Origin of the sequence: Photobacterium piscicola, assembly GCF_900166965.1 — a bacterium.
Classification (GTDB): domain Bacteria; phylum Pseudomonadota; class Gammaproteobacteria; order Enterobacterales; family Vibrionaceae; genus Photobacterium; species Photobacterium piscicola.
In genome coordinates, this window is sequence record NZ_FUZI01000005.1 from 241,188 (window position 1) to 265,964 (window position 24,777).

At 40.6% G+C, this 24,777-nt stretch carries 15 protein-coding genes, 1 tRNA gene, 3 rRNA genes and 1 riboswitch; of the genes, 6 read left to right on the forward strand and 13 right to left on the reverse strand.

All coding sequences use genetic code 11. From position 1 onward, the window contains the following. The 4 genes from CZ809_RS14950 to csrD all read right to left on the reverse strand — a co-directional run bounded on the left by CZ809_RS14950 (nucleotide 1) and on the right by csrD (nucleotide 4,503). The gene (locus tag CZ809_RS14950) at nucleotides 1-321 is read right to left on the reverse strand and encodes a hypothetical protein (protein ID WP_080158371.1); all 321 of its coding nucleotides are present in this window, start codon (nucleotides 319-321) and stop codon (nucleotides 1-3) included. Then, entirely contained in the window at nucleotides 314-952 is a 639-nt protein-coding gene (locus CZ809_RS14955; protein WP_080158372.1) for a type II secretion system protein M, read from the reverse strand. The genes CZ809_RS14950 and CZ809_RS14955 overlap by 8 nt, the downstream gene beginning before the upstream one ends. Further along, nucleotides 953-2,422: a PilN domain-containing protein gene (locus CZ809_RS14960; RefSeq protein WP_080158373.1), complete on the reverse strand. Its 1,470-nt coding sequence runs from the start codon at nucleotides 2,420-2,422 to the stop codon at nucleotides 953-955. A 152-nt stretch (nucleotides 2,423-2,574) separates the two neighbouring features. Further along, complete coding sequence (gene csrD / locus CZ809_RS14965; protein WP_080158374.1) at nucleotides 2,575-4,503, reverse strand: RNase E specificity factor CsrD; 1,929 nt, start codon at nucleotides 4,501-4,503, stop codon at nucleotides 2,575-2,577. 138 nt (nucleotides 4,504-4,641) lie between these two features. Between csrD and CZ809_RS14970 the strand changes: the two genes are divergently transcribed. After that, on the forward strand, nucleotides 4,642-5,535 hold the full coding sequence (locus CZ809_RS14970) for a LysR family transcriptional regulator (protein ID WP_080158375.1): 894 nt from the start codon (nucleotides 4,642-4,644) through the stop codon (nucleotides 5,533-5,535). 35 nt (nucleotides 5,536-5,570) lie between these two features. On the opposite strand, the gene CZ809_RS14975 is transcribed toward CZ809_RS14970, so the two are convergent. Together CZ809_RS14975 and CZ809_RS14980 are read right to left on the reverse strand one after the other, a co-directional pair. Then, nucleotides 5,571-7,118 carry a phosphoethanolamine transferase gene (locus CZ809_RS14975; RefSeq protein ID WP_080158376.1) on the reverse strand — a complete coding sequence of 516 codons (1,548 nt, stop codon included), beginning with the start codon at nucleotides 7,116-7,118 and terminating at the stop codon, nucleotides 5,571-5,573. Between the two features lie 68 nt (nucleotides 7,119-7,186). Beyond that, nucleotides 7,187-7,750 (reverse strand): single-stranded DNA-binding protein, encoded by a 564-nt coding sequence (locus CZ809_RS14980; RefSeq protein ID WP_080158377.1) that lies wholly within the window; start codon nucleotides 7,748-7,750, stop codon nucleotides 7,187-7,189. 696 nt (nucleotides 7,751-8,446) lie between these two features. On the opposite strand from CZ809_RS14980, the gene galU reads away from it, so the two are divergent. From galU to CZ809_RS14995, 3 genes are all read left to right on the forward strand, one after another. Then, nucleotides 8,447-9,313 carry a UTP--glucose-1-phosphate uridylyltransferase GalU gene (gene galU, locus CZ809_RS14985; RefSeq protein ID WP_080158378.1) on the forward strand — a complete coding sequence of 289 codons (867 nt, stop codon included), beginning with the start codon at nucleotides 8,447-8,449 and terminating at the stop codon, nucleotides 9,311-9,313. A gap of 141 nt (nucleotides 9,314-9,454) precedes the next feature. Continuing rightward, nucleotides 9,455-12,283: an excinuclease ABC subunit UvrA gene (gene uvrA / locus CZ809_RS14990; protein WP_080158379.1), complete on the forward strand. Its 2,829-nt coding sequence runs from the start codon at nucleotides 9,455-9,457 to the stop codon at nucleotides 12,281-12,283. 75 nt (nucleotides 12,284-12,358) lie between these two features. Beyond that, complete coding sequence (locus CZ809_RS14995; RefSeq protein ID WP_080158380.1) at nucleotides 12,359-14,104, forward strand: PglL family O-oligosaccharyltransferase; 1,746 nt, start codon at nucleotides 12,359-12,361, stop codon at nucleotides 14,102-14,104. A 57-nt stretch (nucleotides 14,105-14,161) separates the two neighbouring features. On the opposite strand, the gene CZ809_RS15000 is transcribed toward CZ809_RS14995, so the two are convergent. Further along, entirely contained in the window at nucleotides 14,162-15,280 is a 1,119-nt protein-coding gene (locus tag CZ809_RS15000; RefSeq protein WP_080158381.1) for a pyridoxal-phosphate-dependent aminotransferase family protein, read from the reverse strand. A 207-nt stretch (nucleotides 15,281-15,487) separates the two neighbouring features. Further along, a riboswitch (Lysine riboswitch) is annotated at nucleotides 15,488-15,669 on the forward strand. A gap of 113 nt (nucleotides 15,670-15,782) precedes the next feature. Between CZ809_RS15000 and lysC the strand changes: the two genes are divergently transcribed. Further along, entirely contained in the window at nucleotides 15,783-17,150 is a 1,368-nt protein-coding gene (lysC, locus tag CZ809_RS15005) for a lysine-sensitive aspartokinase 3 (protein ID WP_370738021.1), read from the forward strand. A gap of 88 nt (nucleotides 17,151-17,238) precedes the next feature. Here the strand turns inward: lysC and metH are convergent, their stop codons facing one another. Continuing rightward, the gene (metH, locus tag CZ809_RS15010) at nucleotides 17,239-20,907 is read right to left on the reverse strand and encodes a methionine synthase (RefSeq protein ID WP_080158383.1); all 3,669 of its coding nucleotides are present in this window, start codon (nucleotides 20,905-20,907) and stop codon (nucleotides 17,239-17,241) included. A gap of 181 nt (nucleotides 20,908-21,088) precedes the next feature. On the opposite strand from metH, the gene CZ809_RS15015 reads away from it, so the two are divergent. Further along, nucleotides 21,089-22,372: a cation:proton antiporter gene (locus tag CZ809_RS15015; RefSeq protein ID WP_080158384.1), complete on the forward strand. Its 1,284-nt coding sequence runs from the start codon at nucleotides 21,089-21,091 to the stop codon at nucleotides 22,370-22,372. A gap of 55 nt (nucleotides 22,373-22,427) precedes the next feature. On the opposite strand, the gene metA is transcribed toward CZ809_RS15015, so the two are convergent. From metA to CZ809_RS15040, 5 genes are all read right to left on the reverse strand, one after another. After that, nucleotides 22,428-23,366: a homoserine O-acetyltransferase MetA gene (gene metA, locus CZ809_RS15020; RefSeq protein WP_080158385.1), complete on the reverse strand. Its 939-nt coding sequence runs from the start codon at nucleotides 23,364-23,366 to the stop codon at nucleotides 22,428-22,430. A 211-nt stretch (nucleotides 23,367-23,577) separates the two neighbouring features. After that, a 5S ribosomal RNA gene (gene rrf / locus CZ809_RS15025) occupies nucleotides 23,578-23,693 on the reverse strand. An 8-nt stretch (nucleotides 23,694-23,701) separates the two neighbouring features. After that, nucleotides 23,702-23,777, reverse strand: a tRNA-Thr gene (locus tag CZ809_RS15030). A gap of 46 nt (nucleotides 23,778-23,823) precedes the next feature. Then, nucleotides 23,824-23,939 (reverse strand): 5S ribosomal RNA (rrf, locus tag CZ809_RS15035). A gap of 137 nt (nucleotides 23,940-24,076) precedes the next feature. Then, a 23S ribosomal RNA gene (locus CZ809_RS15040) occupies nucleotides 24,077-24,777 on the reverse strand; the annotation flags it as partial.

The window sequence follows — 24,777 nt, forward strand, 5'->3', positions numbered from 1 at the left end:
TCATTGCTTAATATCGGTGCTAAATAGCGACAATTGCCACTGTTTTTTATTGCGGGTTAATATCACTGAACTGTCATTAATTCGACTGACTCTATAGCCTGTTATATAACTGCCAACCGCCACTGTTTGACCACTTAAAATGGCACGACATTGCGGCTCACAAATAACACTTTGTAATTGAGGTAATGCCGAACGCGAGTGGAGTGATGATGATCGTTGTTGTGTCCATGATAATGGTGCCGTAGGATCTTGCTGCGCGTGTACCTTTACCCCATAAAATAAACAGTAGATAACACATCCTGTTACTGTATATTTACCCACCAATAAAATCCTTACTTTCACCTAATGTATAGAGTTCTAGCTCAATACTAGCCCATGGATATCGCGTTACTTGATAGTTTAAATTGCGCCAATAATACTTCACGGGTAACGCTTCAATCTGGGTTAAATAACGAATTACATCAAAGTATTTCCCTTCAAATGTCATTCGTAATGGATGAATAAAATAGCCTTGATCATTACCATTCATCAGTTGCATCGCAGGTAATGACACCATCGTTTGTAAACGCAAACCATGACTGTGACGTAATACTTGTTCCAGTAAATACGGCATTTTAGTGGGTGAAACTAATCGACCTATCGTCTGTTGTAACTGCAGTTCTAATTGCGCATCTTTACTAGTCAATAAATTGATTTGATTATCAATTTTTTTATTGGGGCTTTGTGCTAATTTTTGCTGTAAACGCTGAATATCATGTTTAACCGTTATAATATTATTGGCCGTAACACGAATAGTATTGGTCTGATTTTGCAATTGCAGCCATTGTGGCTCAAGCACCATAAACACCCCAATGAAGAAAATTGCCATCCAACCAGAAATTGCAATCAGCCATTGTTCACGTGCAGATAAACCACTGAATCGTTGTTGCCATTCATACCAGATAATCTTCATCTAAAGCGCCCCTTCTATACGTTGGGCTTGCAAGGTGAAGGTAACTTGGTTGTCCTTATCTCGGCCAATATTAAGTAACTGAAATCGCCGTTGAGCCAAGGTCGAATAACGATTAAATGTCCCTAACCAACGTGGCACGGCTTCAGGCGAGCGAGCCACACCGTGTAAATCCATAGCTGTACCCGAAATTGAAATACGTTCAATAGCGACATCCTTAGAAGCCGCTTCAGCCAATTGCACTAATACCTGACCATAACCAACCATCAAACTGACATCATGATTCGCAACCGCTTTTAACGTCGCTTGTTTTGCCGTAATTTCCTGTTCTAACGCACTGAGATGTTGCTGCTTTATGGGGCTAACAACATGTAATAAAATTTGTTTTTGAGTTAACATTAATTGCTGTTGAGCTGTCGTTAGTTGCGCCTTATTAGCGATAAAGGTGGGTGCTAATTGATGTAATTTAAAACTATAAACAGCACTCGTTAAGCCAATAATAAATATCAGCGTTAACCAACTAAGCAACATATTATTAAGTGTTAACCATTGACGTTTGGGTTGCAGATGTTGTGAATAGAAATTAATTGAAGACGAAAAACCTTGTTGTAATCCTGCCCAAGCAATCCGAGTTCCCGTCGATGATAATAAAGATAATCGAGGTTCAATCGCTTGCACAATAACATTTAAACGCGCATTTAACGCCAGTGCTAATTGCTGACTATCATCATTATCACAACTAATTAATAACTGACTGATCGGGTTATCACGCAGTTGAGCGCTCAAAAAATCCAATGAACGTTGTAGTTCTAATGCTAGGCTATCAAGTTGTAATGCTTGGATATCTGAATCAACAGCGGCCACTAGAGGCACAGCAAAGCCACGTAATTGACGTTGAAAAATGAGTTTCTGTTGACTAAATGCAGTTAATTGTAAATCACCATTACCATAGCGATGCACCACTAATTGGCTTAAGTGTTGGGCTGTAAATTCACCCCAAACAACACTTTCAACCGTCATGCAACCGACATCACAACCAACAGATTGACACGCAAAGACAATTTTATTCACTTGTTGGCGTGTAGTAACAACAACCTGAATCCGATCGTTGTTTAAACTATCAAACCCATCCGCAACAATATCATCAGGTGATTCATTGACTAAATCTTTAACCAAATAAGGTAAAGCTAAAATTAATTCATCATCACTTAAATTAGGTTTATCAATCAATAAACTTTGGTATAAACCACGGCCTAAAATAATGGCGATTTGACTGCCTGCCAATTGGTGGCGAGTAATCAGTATTTCAATTGCGCTCGACCACTCAGTCACTGCTTCAATTGATACCGAATCAATAATGACATCGCTACCATCCCCTGCAACCAAAACAACCGCATCAGAAAATAGAGCAAGAGCAACATTTAATGCGGAGGGTTTACGTAAAAAAAACGGAGCAAGAGCGCGCAGAATCATGATAAAAGTAAGCCAAAAATTAGAGCCGAATAACAGCCCGCACTTTAGGTAAAGACTTACTGCTTCACAATAATAATGTATGAAATGTCAGACCTGTATCACCTTAAATGATAACTTTCATATTAACTGATTCACGATAATGATTATTAAGCTTAATTAGTGGTTACTATTGACTCCTCTGCAGCAAAAAGTCGTCCTTGTGCAGCAACGACACCAAGTTGTTGTAATACTCGCCATTCCTTATTCGTTTCCACACCGACCGCGATAACTTTTGCATCACTGTTGGCACAGGCTCCTAGCATACTTCGAACGAATAATTGATTTTCTTGGCGTTGATGAATATCTCGCACTAAACCACGGTGTAATTTAATGTAATCAGCTTGAATGTCTTTTATATAGTAAGTACTAACAATGGTTCTGCCCGCTTGCGAAACAACAAGTTTACAACCAAGCCCGGTTAACACGCGTAATACAGGTCGAATGGCATCAAGATGTTTAACCAACATACTTTCTGATACTTCAAACAATAATCGATTTAATACTGGCCGTGGTAATTGCAACAATTCATCTCGTAGCCATTTGACAAATTGTTTGTCCCGTAAACTGATAGTGGTGACATTGACCGCATAGCTGTTCTCTGCCGATTGTTGTTTGAGTAGCAATAGAGTTTGAGCAATCACCGCCCTATCAAAACGAATCGAATAACCCACTTGTTCAACGGCCGACATAAAATGTGATGCTTTGATGATATCCCCATTGTCATCGATAATTCGAGCTAACAAAGCGTAGCTCATTAGCTGATTATCCTCAGCCATAATAATCGGCTGCTGATACAATAATGGCCCGCCTTGGGTTAGCGTTTTATCTATCAATGTTCGCCAGCGCACATTACCGCGTGATTTATCCCATTGATGATCTTTATTAAAGCTATTCCAACTGTTGGCGCCTTGTAACTGCGAACTGCGCAAAGCGGTATCAACTTCATCCATGATCCGTCCACGGCGATCACCACCATGGAAGTATGTCACGCCAATATGACACCAATTATCTTTTTCCATTGGCGATGGCGGGGATAAACGCTCCACAGCATTTAATAATTGGTTAGTAAATATTTTAATTTCTTTGGCTGGTTGCTGCGGAATAAGGATTGCAAACTCAGCATCAAAATAACGCGCAAGGACGGTGTCAGGAAAACGCTGAATAAAATTTGATAAAATAACGCTGATTTCCTGTAACAACTCATCAGCAATGGTTTTTCCTTGCTCGGTACACATTTCCTCCCAGTCACTCAAACGCAATAAAATCACGGCGCCATGGCTATCTTGGTCTTGTACCATTGATTGCAATCGACTATCAAATAACACCCGATTAGCCGTCCCCGTTAATTGATCTAAAAAAGTATGGGTACGAATAAAAGTATCAAATCGACTTCGTTCTTGACGGGCATCTTTAAGTTCTCCAATTAATTGGTCAAGCGCTAAACTTGCTGTTGCTGGCCATTCATAATCATTGCCTTCAGCATATTGCTCAACCCGGCCCGCCAAAATCATTCGCCCACGCTCTTCTAATAACTCAGAGCCATAAAGCTGGGTTCGCAACCAATGCACCCCACGTATTAAGCCAACAATAACAATCAACATCGCCAGAGAAATGGAAGACATTGCCCCCAAAGAATAGGTAAATTCACTATAGAGAGGGATCGCCGCAATCGTGACTTGATAACCGGGGTGTGATGGCAGTTGATATTGATGATGGTAAATAATATTCGGGTCAGGCACTATTTGATTGCCATTAAAATCAAATACTGTTTTATTAGCATCGCTAATTGATAACGAGACCACATTACTCGCTTGTAATAGCGTCGGTAGCCAACGAGGTAATGCTTGAGCTCCTTGAGGGTCAGTTAATTCTTGATCAATAACCGTCACTACCCCATCAAGATAATGCACTAATGAATCTTGACCGAGTTTACGGAAACTCAATGCACCACCAATAAAAATCACTAAAATCGCGCAAATCACGATCATGGTAACAAAGGCAACTAAGCGATTTGTTAACTTCATCCTTGAGGCTTTTCTCATAGCATCCTTACTTTACATATGCCATTCATATCATTAGGTAATAATCAAACGATCTTAATCATTTTTTCCTTGCTAAGCATACGCTACATTAGACCTGTTAATCGATTATTAATATTGTAATAAAGGAATAATACTTTTATGGACTGGATCACCTGTGCCAATAGCTTTATTACCGTGGTAGAACATGGTTCATTAGCGCAAGCCGCAAACAAACTCAATACCTCAAGTTCTGCCCTCTCAAAACGATTATCTTGGCTAGAAAAACAATTAGGAGTACAACTATTAAAACGCACTACTCGCCATTTAACCGTAACAGAAGCAGGTCAATTGTTTTACCAACGTAGCGCTTTGTTAGTCAATGATTGGCAACAAATGCTAGCAGAAACCACCGCAACTTATGGCGAAGTTGGCGGTATTTTGCGTTTAGGCGCCCCCCTTGCTACGGGCAGCCGCTTATTGGTGAGCTATCTGGCTGAGTTTAGCCACAGTTACCCTAATATAAAGATTGAGCTCCACACGGTAACGCCAGGGCAATTACCTGATCTAAACCTCGATGTCTTCATTAGCCGAGAGATCACTGAATTTAACTCCTCCAGCTATATCGCCACCAAATTACTTAGCTACAGTAATGGGTTTTATGCTGCGCCTACGTACCTTGAAAATAATCCTAAAATCACCTCGCCAGAACAACTATGCCAACATAATTACCTACTGTTTGGCGAACAAGATCACCAACAAGATCATATTTTTGAACATAATCAACGGCTTTTATTACAAGGTAATTTCATTACCACCAACCCAGAAGCATTAGTTGCAGGGGCGGTTGCTGGCATGGGGTTAATTTTAACGAGTAGACAAACAATAAAACGCGAGTTAGATAATGGCTTGTTGGTTCCGGTACTACCAACGTTAAAGCAACCAACCAATGCCATTTACGCATATTACCCAAAGCTAAATTATCATCATGTTAAAACGAAATTATTTATCGATTTTATCAAACAAAAAGCAACTACAATGGAACCTATTCATTGATCACTTTTTCAAATAGCCCGCTTTTATTGTTATCTTTAACGATGAATTATTTCATCAGGATCATTTTTTAATGATTCAAATAACACCATTTGATTACCGCTTAATACTTGAATCTTTTTATTTTGAGGCAATTGATAAACATTCAATGAGGGTAATTGTGCGGTTTTAACACCAATCCAATTCGAGAAAATCGACATAAAATTAAAAGCACTAATTTGCTTATTCAACATTATATGCTGGTGAATATCACTGGCAATTTCAATTAGTGGTACTTCATAATTTTGTTTATATAAATCACCATGCACTAATTGTGTCTTTCCTTTAATAGCGCTGACATTATTTAAACCATGATCAGAAAAATACATTAACGAATAACTATCTTGAGTTGCTTTTAAATCATTTACTATTGTTTTAATAATGGTATCTGTTTGATTATAAGTAGATAAATAACAAGAAAGATCTTTATCCTTTAAGTTATAACTGTCTTTTTTAATCCGATCACAAAAATTCTCATGTGATCCCATAATATGCAAGACAATTAACTTTGAACCACTATAGGGCTCAGCTAAAGCTTGTTTAAATAGCGGTAATAATGAATAATCACTGGTATTATTAGTAAGAAAATTACCTTTTTTCAAAAATTTCTTTTCTGAAGCATGAACAGCTATTGCTGAAACAGCGGTGTCATATTGACCTATAAACCCTTGATTTGATAACCATATCGTTTTCATTTTAGCGGTGTTGGCTAAGGTGATAATATTATTTACAGGGTTTAAATCCAAGCCATGACTGATAGCTAATGTTCGAGGTAATGACACCGCAGTATGAGATGCCGTCGACAAATATCCATTCACAAATACACCAGGAGTTGTCGCTAAAAAAGGGGTGGTGTTAAGAGGATAACCATAGCTCGACATGTAATCTTTACGCATACTTTCACCAATGATGAGAACGTAAGTTTTATATCTAGGTTTAACCTTTAAAATATGCCAATTTGAGCCTTGATGAATACTATTTTTCAACGTATTCATTTGAATAATATAGTGATTAACACTGGTGTAACAATGATATACAAATAAATTTAAAGACGAAAAACAAAAACAAAAACAACCAAATAGAAATACTGTTTTATGCCATTTAAAAACAAATTTAACTCGTATTAAATAATAACTAAATGCAATAAATAAAATAGCATTTAGTATTATAACTTTTGGGGGAATAGCTAATAAAAATTCAATAGTCTCGCGTTTATTTGTTTCAAATAACGATGCAACAATACCTATATTGGGTTGCCCATAAATATAACCCGAATAGAAGTATAATACCGCCACCAATCCAATTGGAAATATAAACAACCATTTTAACCACCATTTAGATGACAAAAAGGTCAGTGCTAAAAACAAACACCCACCCGTTATCATCATTCTATTCTCATATCCAACCCCAAGCGTGAGTAATATAGATAATAATAATGTAATAACGACATCTAAATACTTCATAAATATAATAATATAAACAAATAATGACAGAAAGAATATTCTAACGTAGGTGTGATACTTTTGACACACAAAAAAACCCAGCATTTCTGCTGGGTTAGTATTTAATTCTGTCTTTATTGATGTTTACTATTACACTTTTGAATTACACAGGATCAGAACGGGATATCGTCATCAAAATCCATAGGTGGTTCATTATACTGTTGCTGCGGCTGCTGTGGAGCCGACTGTTGTGGAGCCGATTGATGTTGCTGAGGCTGCTGTGGTGCATAATTTTGTTGTGGCGCAGCAGCAGGTTGTTGAGGTTGACCCCAGTTACCTTGGTTTTGCTGTTGTTGGCCGCCCATTGGCGCACCTTGACCGCCATTACGGCCGCCTAACATTTGCATTACACCGTTAAAACCTTGCACAACAACTTCAGTAGTATATTGATCTTGGCCTTGTTGATTCTGCCATTTACGTGTTTGTAATTGGCCTTCGATGTACACTTGTGAACCTTTACGTAGGTACTCACCAGCGACTTCTGCTAATTTGCCAAATAATGCTACACGATGCCATTCTGTTTTTTCACGTTGCTCACCGGTAGACTTATCACGCCAAGACTCAGAGGTTGCAATAGTAATGTTAGCTACTGCACCACCGCTAGGCATGTAACGAATTTCTGGATCATTTCCTAAGTTACCGATTAAAATAACTTTATTTACGCCACGACTGGCCATAGTTCACTCCAAAGCTGATAGCGACGGTTCTAGGTATTTATAGCCGCTTAGTGAAAGTTTATACTCAATCGCGCAGTTTATCATGGCAGCAAGGTCAAGGCATAGCGCCAAAGTACGTCAAGGGGCGCAATTATCCATGTTATATAGGGTATATATAACAGCAAAAACATAACCAATATCTATGTGACGTTATCTATATCATCATTTAAACGAGTAAAACTGTCATTTTTATGACACTTACCACTCTTTTTAAATATACAATGGTTAGCAAGTAACAGTATTACTAATTATTATTATATAAATATTCGCTAATTTTATTCTAATAAAATGGTAAATTTATTGACAAACACATTAGAGTTGACGTTTATTATATTAAAAACAAATCAATACTGCATAAATATAATAGCATTAAAAATAATACTGCAACTTTATAAATAATAAATCGTCATCAATATAAGTATTATTACTGGCATTAACAATTAAAGATTATACATCTTATAATTATTATATTTTGTGAGTCTGACTATGATATTAAGTTGCTTTATTATTTAAAATCTCTAACATTATGCACAATTTATTTTAGCGTTAACAAAACAATAACGATTATTGTTTTGTTAATTCTCAAAAACGAAATTAGCAGATAGATTTCAATCTGCACTTGGCACATTATCAATTACATTAAATCTAGGACACACTATGATCAAGAAATGTCTATTTCCAGCAGCAGGCTACGGTACACGTTTTCTTCCAGCAACAAAATCAATGCCAAAAGAAATGATGCCAGTCGTAAACAAACCATTGATTGAATACGGTGTTGAGGAAGCGATCCAAGCTGGTATGAACGGTATGTGTATCGTTACTGGTCGTGGTAAGAATACCTTGATGGACCACTTTGATAAGAACTACGAGCTAGAACATCAAATCAGTGGTACAAACAAAGAAGATCTATTGTTTGATATCCGTCGTGTGATTGATTCAGCTAACTTCACTTATATTCGCCAGGGTGAAATGAAAGGCCTAGGTCACGCTATCCTTATGGGTCGTGAGTTAGTAGGTAACGAACCTTTCGCCGTTGTACTTGCAGATGACCTTTGTGTAAACGAAGAGCAAGGCGTATTGGCTCAAATGGCAGCGCTTTACAAGCAATTCCGTTGTTCAATCGTTGCTGTTGAAGAAGTACCAGAAGAAGATACCCATAAATACGGTGTGATTGCAGGCCAAATGATTCGTGATGATCTATTCCGTGTTGATAACATGGTAGAGAAACCAGAACCAGGTACAGCACCAAGCAACCTTGCTATTATCGGTCGTTACATTCTAACACCTGATATTTTTGATATCATTGAAGAAACAGAACCAGGTAAAGGCGGTGAGATCCAAATTACTGATGCCCTACTAAAACAAGCACAATCTGGTTGTGTACTTGCATTTAAATTTAAAGGTAAGCGTTTTGACTGTGGTAGCGTAGATGGTTACATCGAAGCAACAAACTACTGCTACGAAAACATTTACAAAAAAGACCAATCTTCTAAGCTAGCAAAGCAACAAACTAGCAAAAAGTAAGTCATCTATACCTTTAAAAAATCCCGCTATGTAGCGGGATTTTTTTTATCGCTACTGTGTTTTTATTCAGTATCTTTTGCTCATTAAATCAGGCTATGAAATACTACTCACTTACAATCAAGCAAAACAATAGTGATGGGTATGGATTACATAGAAGTACAGGGTGCGCGCACCCATAATCTCAAAAATATCAATATTTCCATTCCTCGCGACAAGCTCGTTGTTATCACGGGCTTATCTGGTTCGGGAAAATCATCTTTAGCCTTTGATACTTTATATGCTGAAGGTCAACGGCGCTATGTCGAATCACTGTCGGCTTATGCTCGTCAATTTCTATCGTTAATGGAAAAACCTGACGTTGATCATATTGAAGGCTTATCACCCGCCATCTCGATTGAACAAAAATCAACCTCACATAATCCTCGTTCTACCGTCGGTACAATCACTGAAATATATGATTATCTACGCTTGCTCTATGCCCGTGTAGGAGAGCCTCGCTGCCCAACCCACAATGTTACTCTGGCTGCACAAACCGTCAGTCAAATGGTTGATCAGGTACTTACTATGGACGAAGGCAGCAAACTGATGCTGCTTGCGCCAATAGTAAAAGAGCGCAAAGGCGAACATGTCAAAACTCTCGCCAATCTTGCCGCTCAAGGTTACATTCGAGCGCGAATTGATGGTGATGTGTGTGATCTTTCCGATCCACCAACGTTAGAACTCCATAAAAAACACACCATTGAAGTCGTTGTTGATCGATTTAAAGTGCGTGATGATCTGCAATTACGTTTAGCTGAATCGTTTGAAACAGCATTGGATCTTTCTGGTGGCACCGTAATTATTGCCCCCATGACTGCTGGCGATACTTCAGAACAGGTCTTCTCTGCTAATTTTGCCTGTCCACATTGTGGCTACAGTATGCAAGAGCTTGAGCCGCGATTATTTTCGTTTAATAACCCTGCGGGGGCTTGTGGCACTTGTGATGGTTTGGGGGTTCAACAATATTTTGATCCTGAACGCGTGATCCAAAATGGTGAACTCAGTTTAGCGGGTGGTGCAATTCGTGGCTGGGATAAACGTAATTTTTACTACTTCCAAATGCTCAAATCATTAGCTGAACATTTTAAGTTTGATGTTGAAGCTCCTTTCGATACTTTACCTAAAAAAATTCAAACACTGATTTTAAATGGCTCCGGCACCACTGATATTGAATTTAAATATATTAATGATCGTGGTGACATTACCGTTCGTCGACATCCATTTGAAGGTATTTTAAATAACATGGAACGCCGTTACCACGAAACAGAATCTAATTCTGTGCGTGAAGAACTGGCTAAATTTGTATCAACTAAGCCTTGTGCTAGCTGCCATGGTTCTCGCCTACGCCAAGAAGCACGTCACGTTTTTATTGGTGAAACCAACCTACCTCATATTTGTGACATGAGCATTAGTGAAGCATCTGCTTTCTTTGATAGCTTAACATTAACAGGCCAACGGGCTCAGATTGCCGCTAAAATTCTCAAAGAAATCAATGAACGTTTAAGTTTCTTAATCAATGTAGGTCTCAACTACCTCAGTTTATCTCGCAGTGCTGATACCCTTTCAGGGGGTGAAGCTCAGCGTATTCGACTCGCAAGCCAAATTGGTGCGGGTTTAATGGGCGTGATGTATGTCTTGGATGAACCCTCAATTGGTCTCCACCAGCGTGATAATGAACGGTTATTAAAAACCCTAATTCATTTACGTGATCTTGGTAATACCGTAATTGTGGTTGAGCATGATGAAGATGCTATTCGAGCGGCTGATTATGTGATTGATATCGGTCCAGGTGCCGGTGTTCATGGCGGCGAAATTATTGCCGAAGGTAGTGTTAAAGATATATTAAAGTCCAAAAAATCATTAACAGGACAATATCTTAGCGGTAAAAAATCAATTGCAATTCCAGCACAACGAGTACCATTTGATCCCGCTAAAACAGTCAAACTTTTAGGGGCCAGCGGTAATAATCTTAAAGATGTTAACGTCGAAATTCCAGTTGGATTACTAACCTGCATTACGGGTGTTTCAGGATCAGGTAAATCAACCTTGATCAATGATACTTTCTTTAAGATCGCCCACCAGCGACTCAATGGTGCCACAACAGGCACACCGGCTCCCTATAAAGAAATTCAAGATCTAGAACATTTTGATAAAGTGATCGATATTGATCAAAGCCCGATAGGCCGTACACCTCGTTCAAATCCAGCGACTTATACGGGTATTTTCACCCCTATTCGTGAGCTATTTGCTGGTACTCAAGAATCCCGCTCTCGAGGTTATAAACCCGGTAGATTTAGCTTTAATGTTCGCGGTGGGCGCTGCGAAGCGTGCCAAGGTGATGGTGTTATCAAAGTTGAAATGCACTTTTTACCTGACGTTTATGTCCCATGCGATGCGTGTAAAGGTAAACGCTATAATCGTGAAACGCTAGAAGTACGCTATAAAGGCAAAAGTATTGATGAAGTTTTACAGCTCACCGTTGAAGATGCACATCAGTTCTTTGAACCCGTTCCAGCAATTGCACGAAAATTGAAGACATTAATCGATGTCGGCTTATCGTATATTCGTCTCGGACAAGCAGCAACAACCTTATCAGGTGGTGAAGCACAGCGGGTTAAACTAGCCAAAGAATTATCTAAACGTGATACAGGTAAAACCCTCTATATTTTAGATGAACCCACAACAGGCTTACACTTCCACGATATTCAACAGTTATTAACAGTGCTACACAAGCTACGTGATCGTGGCAATACCATCGTTGTTATCGAACATAATCTCGATGTAATAAAAACCGCTGATTGGGTCATAGATCTCGGTCCCGAAGGCGGTAATGGCGGTGGTGAAATTATTGCAACAGGTACTCCCGAACAAGTTGCACTTGTTGCTGGATCCCACACTGCGAGGTTTCTTAAGCCTCTACTTAATATCTAATTGTAAAGTATAATTAAGCCCTATCAAACAGGTTGGCAATAGTCAGCCTGTTTGTTTTTTTACTCAGGACTCACCATGACAGTGTTACAACTTCAAGGTACAAAATTAGAACAGAAACGGATTTCTAAGCCTTTACCTTTAGTGCGATTATTCTTAGCCAGCGTTGGCATATTTTTTATCATTGCAATGCACTACTTTCAGCACAACCCTGGCGGTTCAGGACTTGAGCTATCTTTTAATGCCAGTGCATGGATTCCATTTAGCTTTGCCATTAGTTGCGGTTTATTAGAAATTTGTCGTCAAAAAATTTGGCGTTACTCTCGTATGACGTTAATTTTATTTGGTAGCTGTCTACTTCTGTCACTTCCCGTTTTTTATGCTAATGCCGATGGCTTTGGCACTTCAAACCGCTTACTCACCCTCTGGGCTGGTTTTTTATTTTTTGTTAGCTTACAGCAGTTTGTTTTTACTCATAATCAACGCCAACGACTATTATGGTTTATTACTATTGCGGTATTGCTCGAAGCTACCTTTGGTTGGTATCAATTTTTAGGACTATCAACCCACAACCGTTTTGGTTATGACGTTATTGCTAACCGCCCTTACGGTATCTTCCAACAACCCAATGTGATGGCGAGTTTCTTAGCCACGGGACTTGTTATTGCCGCTTATCTATTAGCACGCTTACCCCGCTATCGAGGTAAATGGGCCTGGCAACACCTTATCTTACTCGCTGTTCCTGTCGTAACGATTCCACTACTGGTGGTACTAAACTCACGTACAGGTTGGTTGGGTGCAAGCATTGGTTCATTATTAATGCTGCCTTATTTGTTTCGCTTTGCGGCAAAATATCAACAGCGTATGTGGGGCTTAATGTTATTATTAGGCATGGCATTAGCATGGCAATTTAGTACCGTTACCGACAGCTCTTTTGCACAACAAGCACGAGTAACATTAGAAAGCCAGCGCGCAACCATCATGCCACAAGCCTATGAGATGTTTACCACTAAGCCCCTAACAGGTTATGGCTATGGTAAATTTGAAGTCACCTACATCACCCAAACCGCATTATGGCATCAGCGAGATCCAGCGCATCAAGCTGCGGGGGTACCAAGCTTAGATCACCCGCATAATGAATTACTTTTTTGGGCTGTAGAAGGTGGAATTGTACCGTTGCTGGGGTTAATCATTGCAGCATTAGCGGTCATGATTAGCATCAAGAAAGCCCCAAATGGTACTCAGTTAGCGTTAGTTGGCTTATTTTTCCCAATCGTATTACATACGCAACTGGAATATCCGTTTTATCACTCACTTGCCCATTGGATCATGTTTATTATTTTGATCTTCTGGGTCGATAATCTCACCACCAAATACCATCGCTATCAAACTCAATATGTACTTGCACTTAAAGTCAGTGCCATCACAATACCGATAATGGTAACCAGTTTTATGATCACCACCTTATATTCAGGATGGTTACTGACTAAGTTTGAAACAACACGTCCAGTTGATATCAATTATTTAGTTAAAGTGAATAATCCATGGGCATGGCAAGATCGCTTTGAGTGGGATTTACACCACACCCAATTACAAGTTGGAATCGCCACTAATAAACCCCAATTGGTGGCTGATTATATTATTTGGGCTAATCAAAAAGCCCTCACTTGGCCACGACCAGCGTTATATCAGAACTTAGTATTAGCATATAACGATCAAGGTAACACTGCTCAAGCTGAGCAAGTGGCGGCAGAAGCACAACAACTATTTCCAAGCCTCACACTACTTAGCGCCGCAACAACCACAACGTCATCAGCAAAGTAACCACGACGAACAACCATCAATGGCGAACGCTATCGCTATTGATGGTTCATCACTGCTTTATTTCAATGTGCTTTCAAGAGCTTTAAGGCACAAAGCGACATTTTCACTGCGCGCAGCATAACCCATCAATCCAATCCGCCATGCTTTACCTGCTAGTGTGCCTAATCCAGCACCGATCTCAAGATTATAACGCTCTAATAAAGTCGATCTTACCGCGGCGTCATCGACGCCTTCTGGAATATAAACCGCATTAAGCTGAGGTAGCCTATATTCCTCTGCAACCACAAATTCAATCCCTAGCGCTTCAAGTCCAGCCTTTAATTCAAGATGCGTCCGTTGATGTCGTTGCCAAGCTTGCTCTAACCCTTCGTTATGTAATAACACTAAAGCTTCATGTAGAGCGTATAAACTATTAACAGGCGCAGTATGGTGATAACTACGTTTACCTTCACCACTCCAATACCCCAGCACTAAACTTTGATCTAAAAACCAACTTTGCACTGCTGTTTTACGTTGCTGAATTTTATTTATAGCTTGCTCGGAAAACGTCAGTGGCGATAATCCAGGTACACAAGATAAACACTTCTGACTACCAGAATAAACCGCATCAAGTTGCCACTCATCCACCAGCAACGGTACGCCACCTAAAGATGTTACGGCATCAACAATGGTTAAACAGCCATACTTTCGTGCAATTTCAGCCAAGGTTTTTGCATCAGATAATGCGCCCGTTGACGTTTCTGCATGTACAAAAGCAACAATTTTAATATCAGGATCGGTCTGTAATGCTTGTTCAACCAAAGCAGGAGATACAGGCTCGCCCCATGCATTATCAACCATGATGGCAATACCGCCACAGCGTTCAACGTTCTCTCGCATACGATCGCCAAAGACACCATTACGGCAAACCAATACCTTATCTCCGGTTTCAACTAAGTTAACAAAACAGGCTTCCATCCCCGCACTGCCCGGCGCTGACACCGCAATCGTAAACGTATTTTTCGTTTGAAATGCATATTGTAGTAACTGCTTGAGCTCATCCATCATTTTAATAAATAGCGGATCAAGGTGACCAATTGTCGGTCGGCTTAGTGCTTGTAATACTTGTGGATAAATATCAGAGGGTCCCGGCCCCATAAGTGTTCTTTGAGGCGGTATAAAACTGGTGATAGGCATAGATTCAACTCCATTAAATCATGATTATTATCAATAGGGTGATGGAAATATTAATCGTTATTACAGAGTATTAGAGCAATGCCAAAGCTGCAAGTAACGACCTGAGATCTTGTTAGTTATACATACTTTTTGTTAACTATCGAGAAATTATCATTTAACAATTGACAACTAAGGGCGATTTCCTATTCAATAACAACAGTGATTATTCACGACAGAAGAGGTGCGTTACCTAGGTAGCAAAATTGAAGGGCCCAACCCTAAATCAATTTTGTGAGGGAGAGTAACGCCGAGATATCACCTGTTTGGGGCAGATGATATCGGCTATGAGAGTTGAATCTCTCAGGCTGTCATCTAAGTCAGGTTGACTATGATGGGGAGCTTCTGGGTAGCCGCACCAGCGTTACTGCCTATTACCTCCTCGACAATGGACGTCGGGAATTCTTCCGAAGCAAAAAGTCTACTTTGCCGTATTTACGATATAAGGGAGAACACCGTAATGAGCATGCTTTCGACCACCACAACCAACCCAGTGATTGTGGCCAAATTTGGTGGCACCAGTGTCGCCAACTATGCCGCGATGTGTCGCAGTGCCAATATTGTTATTGCCAATCCACACACCAAAATAGTGTTAATAAGTGCTTGCTCAGGCGTGACCAATGTACTGGTCGCCTTAGCCAAGGGTATTAGTGATATCACTTTACGCCAACAACATTTACAGCAATTAACTACGACTCACCAACAGATACTGGATCAACTTCAGCATCCACACGCAGTGAGTGGTGCTATTTACACACTATTAGATGATATAGCCTCTGCCTCTGCGCAGGCAGCAATAGCATCATCATCACAACTTACTGATAAATTAGTCAGTCATGGCGAGCTATTATCAACTTTCCTTTTTAGCCAAATTTTAGTCGAGATGAATGCTGCTGCGATACGATTTGATATTCGCGATGTCATGCGAACAGATGATCAATTTGGCAAAGCGATTCCACAGCCAGCACTTATTCGTCAATTAGCTCAACAACATTTAGTGCCACTTATCGATACTCAGATTGTGGTTTCACAAGGCTTTATTGGCCGTGATGAGCTTGGCAATACCACCACACTGGGGCGAGGTGGCAGTGATTATAGTGCAGCATTAATTGCAGAAGCCGTTGATGCGACCACGCTAGAGATCTGGACTGATGTTCCGGGAATGTACACTACCGATCCTCGCATTACACCTGCAGCCAAACCGATCAAAGAAATCAGCTTTAGTGAAGCCTCTGAAATGGCCAATTTTGGTGCTAAGATCCTCCACCCATCAACACTAGTTCCAGCCATTCGCCATCAGATTCCGGTATTTATTGGGTCATCAGTAGCGCCGCAACAAGGTGGAACATGGATCAGAAAAACAGTGAATCAAGCACCACTCTTTAGAGCATTAGCACTGCGTGGAAATCAGACTATGGTGACACTCACCAGTCTTAACATGTTTCAAGCTTATGGTTTTTTAGCCGAAGTGTTTCGTATTTTGGCAGAACATAAAATCTCGGTCGATTTAATAACCACCTCAGAAGTCAGTGTTTCGTTAACGCTCGATCAAACCGATACTGGTGGCGGTGCCCCAACATTACCCTTAGCTGCCGTTGAACAATTGAATCAATTGTGTCGCGTTGATATTGAGCAGGGATTGTCGTTAGTGGCGTTGATTGGTAATCATATGAGTGACAGTAAAGGCTCCGCCAAGCATATCTTTGGTGCTCTTGATGCGTATAATTTACGCCTTATTTGTTATGGTGCTAGTCCACATAATTTGTGCTTTTTAGTCAATGAGGCCGATGCTAAATCAGTCATAACAACCCTGCACCAACAACTTTTAGAATAATCACTATCAGAACAAATAAGAAAAAAGATAAAAGATAAAACAAAGGCGCAATATTTGCGCCTTTTTTCTTTTAACCTAATGATTATTTTTACAAATTAGGCCCAAGCCACTTTTCAGCTTCGATCAAACCCCAACCTTTGCGATCAGCATAACTCGCTAGCTGATCATGCTGGATCTGTGCGACAGCAAAGTAGCGCGCATCAGGGTGTGAGAAATACCAACCAGATACTGCCGCCCCCGGCCACATGGCATAACTTTCGGTCAACACCATGCCAGTATTGGCTTCTGCATCCAATAACTGCCAAATCGCCCCTTTTTCGGTATGTTCAGGACAGGCGGCATACCCAGGAGCTGGACGAATACCTTGGTACTTTTCACGAATCAAATCGTCATTATTAAGATCTTCATCAGCGGCATAACCCCAGATTTGTTTACGTACCATTTGATGCATACACTCAGCAAACGCTTCTGCAAGTCGATCCGCCACCGCCTGAATCATGATCGCATTATAATCGTCACCTTGCGCTTTAAACTGATCAGCAATATCGTATTCACCAATCCCACCCGTCACTGCAAAAGCACCAATCCAATCGGCTTTGCCGCTTTCTTTTGGGGCAATATAATCAGATAAACAATAATTTGGCCCTTTGGGCTTCTTGGTTTGTTGGCGTAAACCATGCAATATCGTTAGTACTTCAGTGCGAGTATCATCGGTATATACTTCAATATCATCACCAATATTATTGGCAGGAAATAACCCACACACGCCATTAGCTTTGATCATGCCTGTACGTTCAATGTCATCAAGGATCTGATTTGCATCTTCAAACAACTTAGTCGCTTCAACCCCCACCACTTCATGGCGTAAAATGGTTGGATATTTTCCACTTAATGACCAAGTCATAAAAAATGGCGTCCAATCGATATATTGACGTAATTTAGCCACAGGGAAATCGGTAAAAGTATGCACACCCGCTTGTTTTGGTTGCGGCGGCGTATAATTTTCCCAATCAAGCATTACCGCATTTGCACGAGCTTGATCTAAGGTGATTGGAGGCGTTCGTGGCTTTTTACGTGCATGCTGTTCACGTACAACATCATATTCAGCAGCTAGGCGCTCAACAAATGCTGGCTTCTGGTGCTCTGATAATAATGCCGAACATACACCAACAGCGCGTGAGGCATTAGAGACATACACCACCGGTTGTTGATAATTTTGTTCAATCTTCACTGCAGTATGCGCTTTTGAAGTGGTGGCACCACCTATCAATAATGGCACCTCAAACCCACGTCGCTGCATTTCTTTGGCAACATGTACCATCTCATCAAGTGATGGCGTAATCAAACCACTCAGTCCAATAATATCAACGTTTTGTTCTTGGGCGACCTGCAATATTTTATCGCATGATACCATCACCCCTAAATCAATAATCTCATAGTTATTACATTGAAGGACGACTCCAACAATGTTCTTACCTATATCGTGAACATCGCCTTTTACTGTGGCTAATAAAATTTTACCGTTGGTATATCCCGCTTGTTTTTCGGCGTTGATATAAGGTTCTAAATAGGCAACAGCTTGTTTCATAACCCGTGCGGATTTAACCACTTGAGGCAAGAACATCTTGCCTTCACCAAACAAGTCACCAACGACATTCATTCCCGCCATCAAAGGACCTTCAATCACTTCTAATGGCTTATCCGCATTCACTCGTGCAAGCTCAGTATCCTCGACAATAAACTCAGTAATACCTTTTACAAGTGCATGTTCTAACCGTTTTTCAACTGGCCAACTGCGCCACTCTTGCTGAGTCCGATCTTCTTCAATCGCACCGCTATCACGATAGTTAGCGGCAATATCAAGCAAGCGATCGGTACTATCATCACGCCGATTAAGTACCACGTCTTCAACGGCATTACGTAATTCATCAGACAGATCATCATAAATAGCTAACTGACCTGCATTAACGATCCCCATATCCATGCCATTTTTAAAACAATAATATAAAAACACCGCATGGATAGCTTCTCGAACCGGATTATTGCCTCTAAATGAGAACGAGACATTAGACACTCCACCCGAAACCATCGCGTGAGGCAACGTTCGTTTAATATCAGCAACAGCCTCAATAAAATCGACCGCATAGTTATTGTGTTCTTCTATACCTGTCGCAACCGCAAAGATATTGGGATCGAAAATAATATCTTCCGGTGGAAAGCCCACTTCATCGACAAGAATATGATAAGCATTAGTACAAATTTCAATTTTACGCTCACGTGTATCAGCTTGGCCTTCTTCATCAAAAGCCATCACAATCACTGCGGCACCATAACGACGTAGTAACTTAGCTTGAGCTATAAAATTCTCTTTACCTTCTTTGAGTGAGATAGAATTAACTATTGGTTTGCCCTGAACACATTTCAGTCCAGCTTCAATGATCTCCCACTTTGATGAATCAACCATAATTGGCACTTTAGCGATCTCAGGCTCAGTCGCACACAAATTAAGGAAGCGCACCATTGCCGCTTTCGCATCCAACATGCCTTCATCCATGTTGATATCAATGATTTGAGCACCAGCTTCAACTTGCTGCCGAGCAACCTCTAGCGCTTCATCATAAAGTTCATCTTTAATTAAGCGTTTAAAACGTGCAGAGCCAGTAACATTGGTTCGCTCACCAACGTTAACAAATAAACTTTCAGCCTCAATGGTCAGCGGTTCTAATCCCGATAACCGACAGGCAATTTTAATCTCAGGTAATACGCGAGGTTTAATATTTTTAGTCACTTGGTACATCTGCCGAATATGCTCCGGTGTCGTACCACAGCAGCCGCCAACCAAGTTTAAAAAACCTTGCTGAGCCCACTCTTTAATATGCTCAGCCATTTCATCAGCTTCAAGATCATATTCACCAAACGCATTAGGCAACCCTGCATTAGGATGAGCGGAAACAGCACACTCTGAAATACGGGATAACTCAGCCACATATTGACGTAACTCATCAGGACCGAGGGCGCAATTTAAGCCAAAGGAAATCGGCTTTACATGGCGCAAAGAATTATAAAAAGCTTCAGTAGTTTGACCTGAAAGCGTACGTCCAGAGGCATCAGTGATGGTTCCTGAAATCATCACCGGAAGCTCATAACCAAGCTCGTCAAAAACCCCAGTGACCGCAAAAGCACAGGCTTTAGCATTCAAAGTATCAAAAATAGTTTCAATCAAAATAATATCAACACCACCTTTGATTAACGCGTGGGTCGATTCACGATAGGCAATCACCAACTCATCAAAAGTGACATTACGAAAACCAGGATCATTGACATCAGGGGAAATAGAACAAGTACGGTTCGTTGGCCCTAAAACACCCGCCACAAATCGGGGTTTATTCGGCGTTTGTGCTGTCCACTCATCCGCCGCCTCACGGGCAAGCGTTGCCGCCGCAAAATTAATTTCGGCGCTAAAGCTTTCCATATCATAATCAGCCATCGCAATGGTGGTCGCGTTAAAGGTGTTGGTTTCTAAAATATCAGCGCCAGCCTCTAAATATTCCAGATGAATATCTTTAATTAGCTGTGGTTGGGTTAACACCAATAGATCATTATTGCCTTTAAGATCCGCATGCCAATCATTAAAACGTTGGCCTCGGTAATCTTGCTCGTCAAGCTTATAACTTTGAATCATGGTGCCCATACCGCCATCGATGATCAAAATCTGCTGTTCAAGTCGCTTATGCAGTACATCCTTGTCTTTTAACACTACATTATATCCTTATAATCCATTACAGCTTGATAACATCCTATCACAATTCAAATAGGAATCTAGACGTCTAAACATGTACAATGACAAAATAAATTAATAAGCGGTAGCCATTACTAACTGATGGTTTTACTATCACAAGCAATTAAATCTAATCAATAAATTAATCTAGAGGTTTCGCATGTCGGTTTACAACACCCTCTGCTTTCTAGCTGCAGCAGCAATGCTAATAGCTTTTATAAACAGTAAGATAGGTAAAATGCAAACCACCATCGCCATTACGGCTGGTTCACTTATCTTATCGTTACTTATCATTTTTGCAGGTCATAATGGCTGGTTTCATCTTGAAGATATTGCTTCAACCCAGATGGGAAAAATCAACTTTGAAGACTTTCTGTTAAAAGGGATTTTAGGATTTTTGCTCTTTGCAGGTGGGCTTGGTATTAAATTGCCACACCTCAAAGAGCAAAAATGGGAAATCACAACTTTAGCATTAGGCTCTACTCTATTTTCAACCTTTTTTATTGGCTTTAGTTTGTGGGGTATTTGTCAGTTACTGGGGATCCAACTCGATCTTATTTACTGCTTACTGTTTGGTTCTTTGATCTCACCAACCGATCCAATTGCTGTACTTGCTATCGTTAAAAAAATGAATGCACCTCGACGAATTTCGACCCAAATCGAAGGTGAATCATTATTTAATGATGGGTTTGGTTTAGTTATCTTTGTGACGCTATTTACCATCGCCTTTGGCAATCAAAGTCCAACTGTCTTAAGCGTCAGCCAATTATTCATACAAGAAGCAATTGGCGGCATTATTTATGGTTTCATTCTAGGTTTAATCTTCCATTACCTTATCTGCTCGACCAATGACCACTCAATGGAATTATTATTAACCATCGGTATACCAACGGCAGGTTATGCTTTTGCCGAAATCATCCATGTATCTGGTCCACTTGCCATGGTTGTCTCTGGCATAATGATCGGTAACTGGACTCGCTATATTGGATTTTCAAAAGAAAGTGAAGAACACCTTGATCACTTTTGGGAATTAGTTGATGAATTTCTAAACGGTCTATTATTCTTACTTATTGGTATGACCATGCTTGAATTTAGCTTTCACCAAGAAGACTGGATTCTAATGACAATTGCAGTGCCACTGGTATTACTAAGCCGTTATTTAAGTGTAAAGCTGCCTTATATTGGCTTTAGCCATTACCGTCAATACAATCCAATGTCAGTTAAAATTCTAACATGGGGTGGTTTACGAGGTGGTCTAGCACTAGCGATGGCAATGGCTGTACCTGCGGGTGTTATTGTTATTCCAGAAAAAGATATAGATGTGAGAGAAATCATCCTAGTCATGACTTACTCTGTAGTGGTGTTCTCTATTTTGATTCAAGGCTCAACTATCACCTCATTAATAGAAAAAGCCAAGCTATGGGAAAGCCAAAATAAACATTAATTTCTGTTTCACTCATAGATAACAAAAAGGCCAGCTAATTAAGCTGGCCTTTTTATTAATCTTTAGTAAAACTGGCTTCTGAAAAGTGCGCCAAATCATAAGGTGTCTGTTGATAAACACAATAGTTAAGCCAATTGCTAAAAAGTAAATGACCATGACTACGCCAACTCGCAACAGGTGTGCAGTTAACATCATCATTAGGATAATAATTTACAGGAACCGGAGGTTCCATTCCCTGTTCACTGTCACGAACGTATTCATGATGTAATGTGTCAACATCATATTCAGGGTGACCGGTGACAAAGACATTACGCTTATCTTTAGTCGCAGCTAAATAAACCCCTGCTTGATCAGATGTCGCTAAAATATCTAAGTCAGTATGCTTATTTAAATAGTCAGCTGAAAAATCAGCATAACGAGAATGAGGGGCAAAAAAAGTATCATCAAAGCCACGTAACACCGGGTGGTGGCAATCATGGATACGATGATGATAAACCCCAGACAATTTTTCTTTACGTGTACGCTTGGGTAAATCATACAACAACTTCAATCCAGCTTGAGCAGCCCAGCAGACAAACAATGTTGAGGTCACATGATCCTTAGCCCAATTCATAATCAGCTGAATTTCTTCCCAATACAGTACATCTTCAAACTGCACTAACCCTAGTGGTGCTCCCGTCACAATCAAACCATCAAAATTACGATCTTTCACCATTTCAAATTGACGATAGAACGTATCTAAATGTTCTTGAGGAGTATTTTTTGTTGGTCGGTTATCAATCCGTAATAACTCAACATCAACTTGTAATGGACTATTAGAAAGTAAGCGTAAAAACTGAGTCTCAGTCTCAATTTTCTTTGGCATCAAGTTTAGTAATAACACTTTCAGTGGTCGAATTCCCTGACTGGCAGCACGCGCTTCCGTCATAACAAAGATATTTTCACTTCTCAAAATATCTGTTGCAGGTAAACGATCCGGTATTTTAATTGGCACTTTGGTTTTCTCCTTACCCCAAAATAGCTTTAGCCGTCTAGATATCTAGTTAAAGCTATAGAAAAAACAATATTGGTGCAAGTAAAATTCAACAACCCCAACCGATACTAAAGTGTGATTTTAATAAATAAATGAAAAATATTAGGAGGAATAAAAATATTGATAGGCTAGAAATGAAAAAACCCAGCCGAAGGCTGGGTTTTAAAGAGGTATTTAGCAATGTCCTACTCTCACATGGGGAGACCCCACACTACCATCGGCGCTACAACGTTTCACTTCTGAGTTCGGCATGGGATCAGGTGGTACCGCTGTGCTATGGTTGCTAAAAAAATAAATGGTGCTAGTACCCAGAGTCGAACTGGGGACCTCACCCTTACCAAGGGTGCGCTCTACCAACTGAGCCATACCAGCACACAAAGCTGTTATGAATCTGCAAGTGCAAATTCTAAAATTTGAAGCCTGGCGATGTCCTACTCTCACATGGGGAGACCCCACACTACCATCGGCGCTATTACGTTTCACTACTGAGTTCGGCATGGGATCAGGTGGGTCCATAACGCTATGGTCGCCAAGCAAATTCTGGTTTATTTATTGTCTTATGACAATAAATAGCAATCTGGGAAAATCTAACTAGTTGTTCTCAACACGCATTCAAGCGTTTGTAGAGTCCGTCTCTTCTCTTATGAGAAGGAAAACCCCTTGGGTGTTGTATGGTTAAGCCTCACGGGCAATTAGTATCAGTTAGCTCAATGCCTCGCAGCACTTACACACCTGACCTATCAACGTTGTAGTCTTCAACAACCCTTTAGAGACCTTAAAGGTCTAGGGATGACTCATCTTGAGGCTCGCTTCCCGCTTAGATGCTTTCAGCGGTTATCGATTCCGAACTTAGCTACCGGGCAATGCATCTGGCGATACAACCCGAACACCAGCGGTTCGTCCACTCCGGTCCTCTCGTACTAGGAGCAGCCCCTCTCAATCATCCAACGCCCACGGCAGATAGGGACCGAACTGTCTCACGACGTTCTAAACCCAGCTCGCGTACCACTTTAAATGGCGAACAGCCATACCCTTGGGACCGACTTCAGCCCCAGGATGTGATGAGCCGACATCGAGGTGCCAAACACCGCCGTCGATATGAACTCTTGGGCGGTATCAGCCTGTTATCCCCGGAGTACCTTTTATCCGTTGAGCGATGGCCCTTCCATTCAGAACCACCGGATCACTATGACCTGCTTTCGCACCTGCTCGAATTGTCATTCTCGCAGTCAAGCGGGCTTATGCCATTGCACTAACCTCACGATGTCCGACCGTGATTAGCCCACCTTCGTGCTCCTCCGTTACTCTTTGGGAGGAGACCGCCCCAGTCAAACTACCCACCAGGCACTGTCCGTAACCCCGATAAGGGGTC

What these genes read in the sequence shown, in the direction of transcription:
- CZ809_RS14955 (WP_080158372.1), bottom strand. Translation starts at nt 952, where the DNA reads ATGAAGATTATCTGGTATGAATGGCAACAACGATTCAGTGGTTTATCT.
- CZ809_RS14960 (WP_080158373.1), bottom strand. Translation starts at nt 2,422, where the DNA reads ATGATTCTGCGCGCTCTTGCTCCGTTTTTTTTACGTAAACCCTCCGCA.
- csrD (WP_080158374.1), bottom strand. Translation starts at nt 4,503, where the DNA reads ATGAGAAAAGCCTCAAGGATGAAGTTAACAAATCGCTTAGTTGCCTTT.
- CZ809_RS14970 (WP_080158375.1), top strand. Translation starts at nt 4,642, where the DNA reads ATGGACTGGATCACCTGTGCCAATAGCTTTATTACCGTGGTAGAACAT.
- CZ809_RS14975 (WP_080158376.1), bottom strand. Translation starts at nt 7,118, where the DNA reads ATGCTGGGTTTTTTTGTGTGTCAAAAGTATCACACCTACGTTAGAATA.
- CZ809_RS14980 (WP_080158377.1), bottom strand. Translation starts at nt 7,750, where the DNA reads ATGGCCAGTCGTGGCGTAAATAAAGTTATTTTAATCGGTAACTTAGGA.
- galU (WP_080158378.1), top strand. Translation starts at nt 8,447, where the DNA reads ATGATCAAGAAATGTCTATTTCCAGCAGCAGGCTACGGTACACGTTTT.
- uvrA (WP_080158379.1), top strand. Translation starts at nt 9,455, where the DNA reads ATGGATTACATAGAAGTACAGGGTGCGCGCACCCATAATCTCAAAAAT.
- CZ809_RS14995 (WP_080158380.1), top strand. Translation starts at nt 12,359, where the DNA reads ATGACAGTGTTACAACTTCAAGGTACAAAATTAGAACAGAAACGGATT.
- CZ809_RS15000 (WP_080158381.1), bottom strand. Translation starts at nt 15,280, where the DNA reads ATGCCTATCACCAGTTTTATACCGCCTCAAAGAACACTTATGGGGCCG.
- lysC (WP_370738021.1), top strand. Translation starts at nt 15,783, where the DNA reads ATGCTTTCGACCACCACAACCAACCCAGTGATTGTGGCCAAATTTGGT.
- CZ809_RS15015 (WP_080158384.1), top strand. Translation starts at nt 21,089, where the DNA reads ATGTCGGTTTACAACACCCTCTGCTTTCTAGCTGCAGCAGCAATGCTA.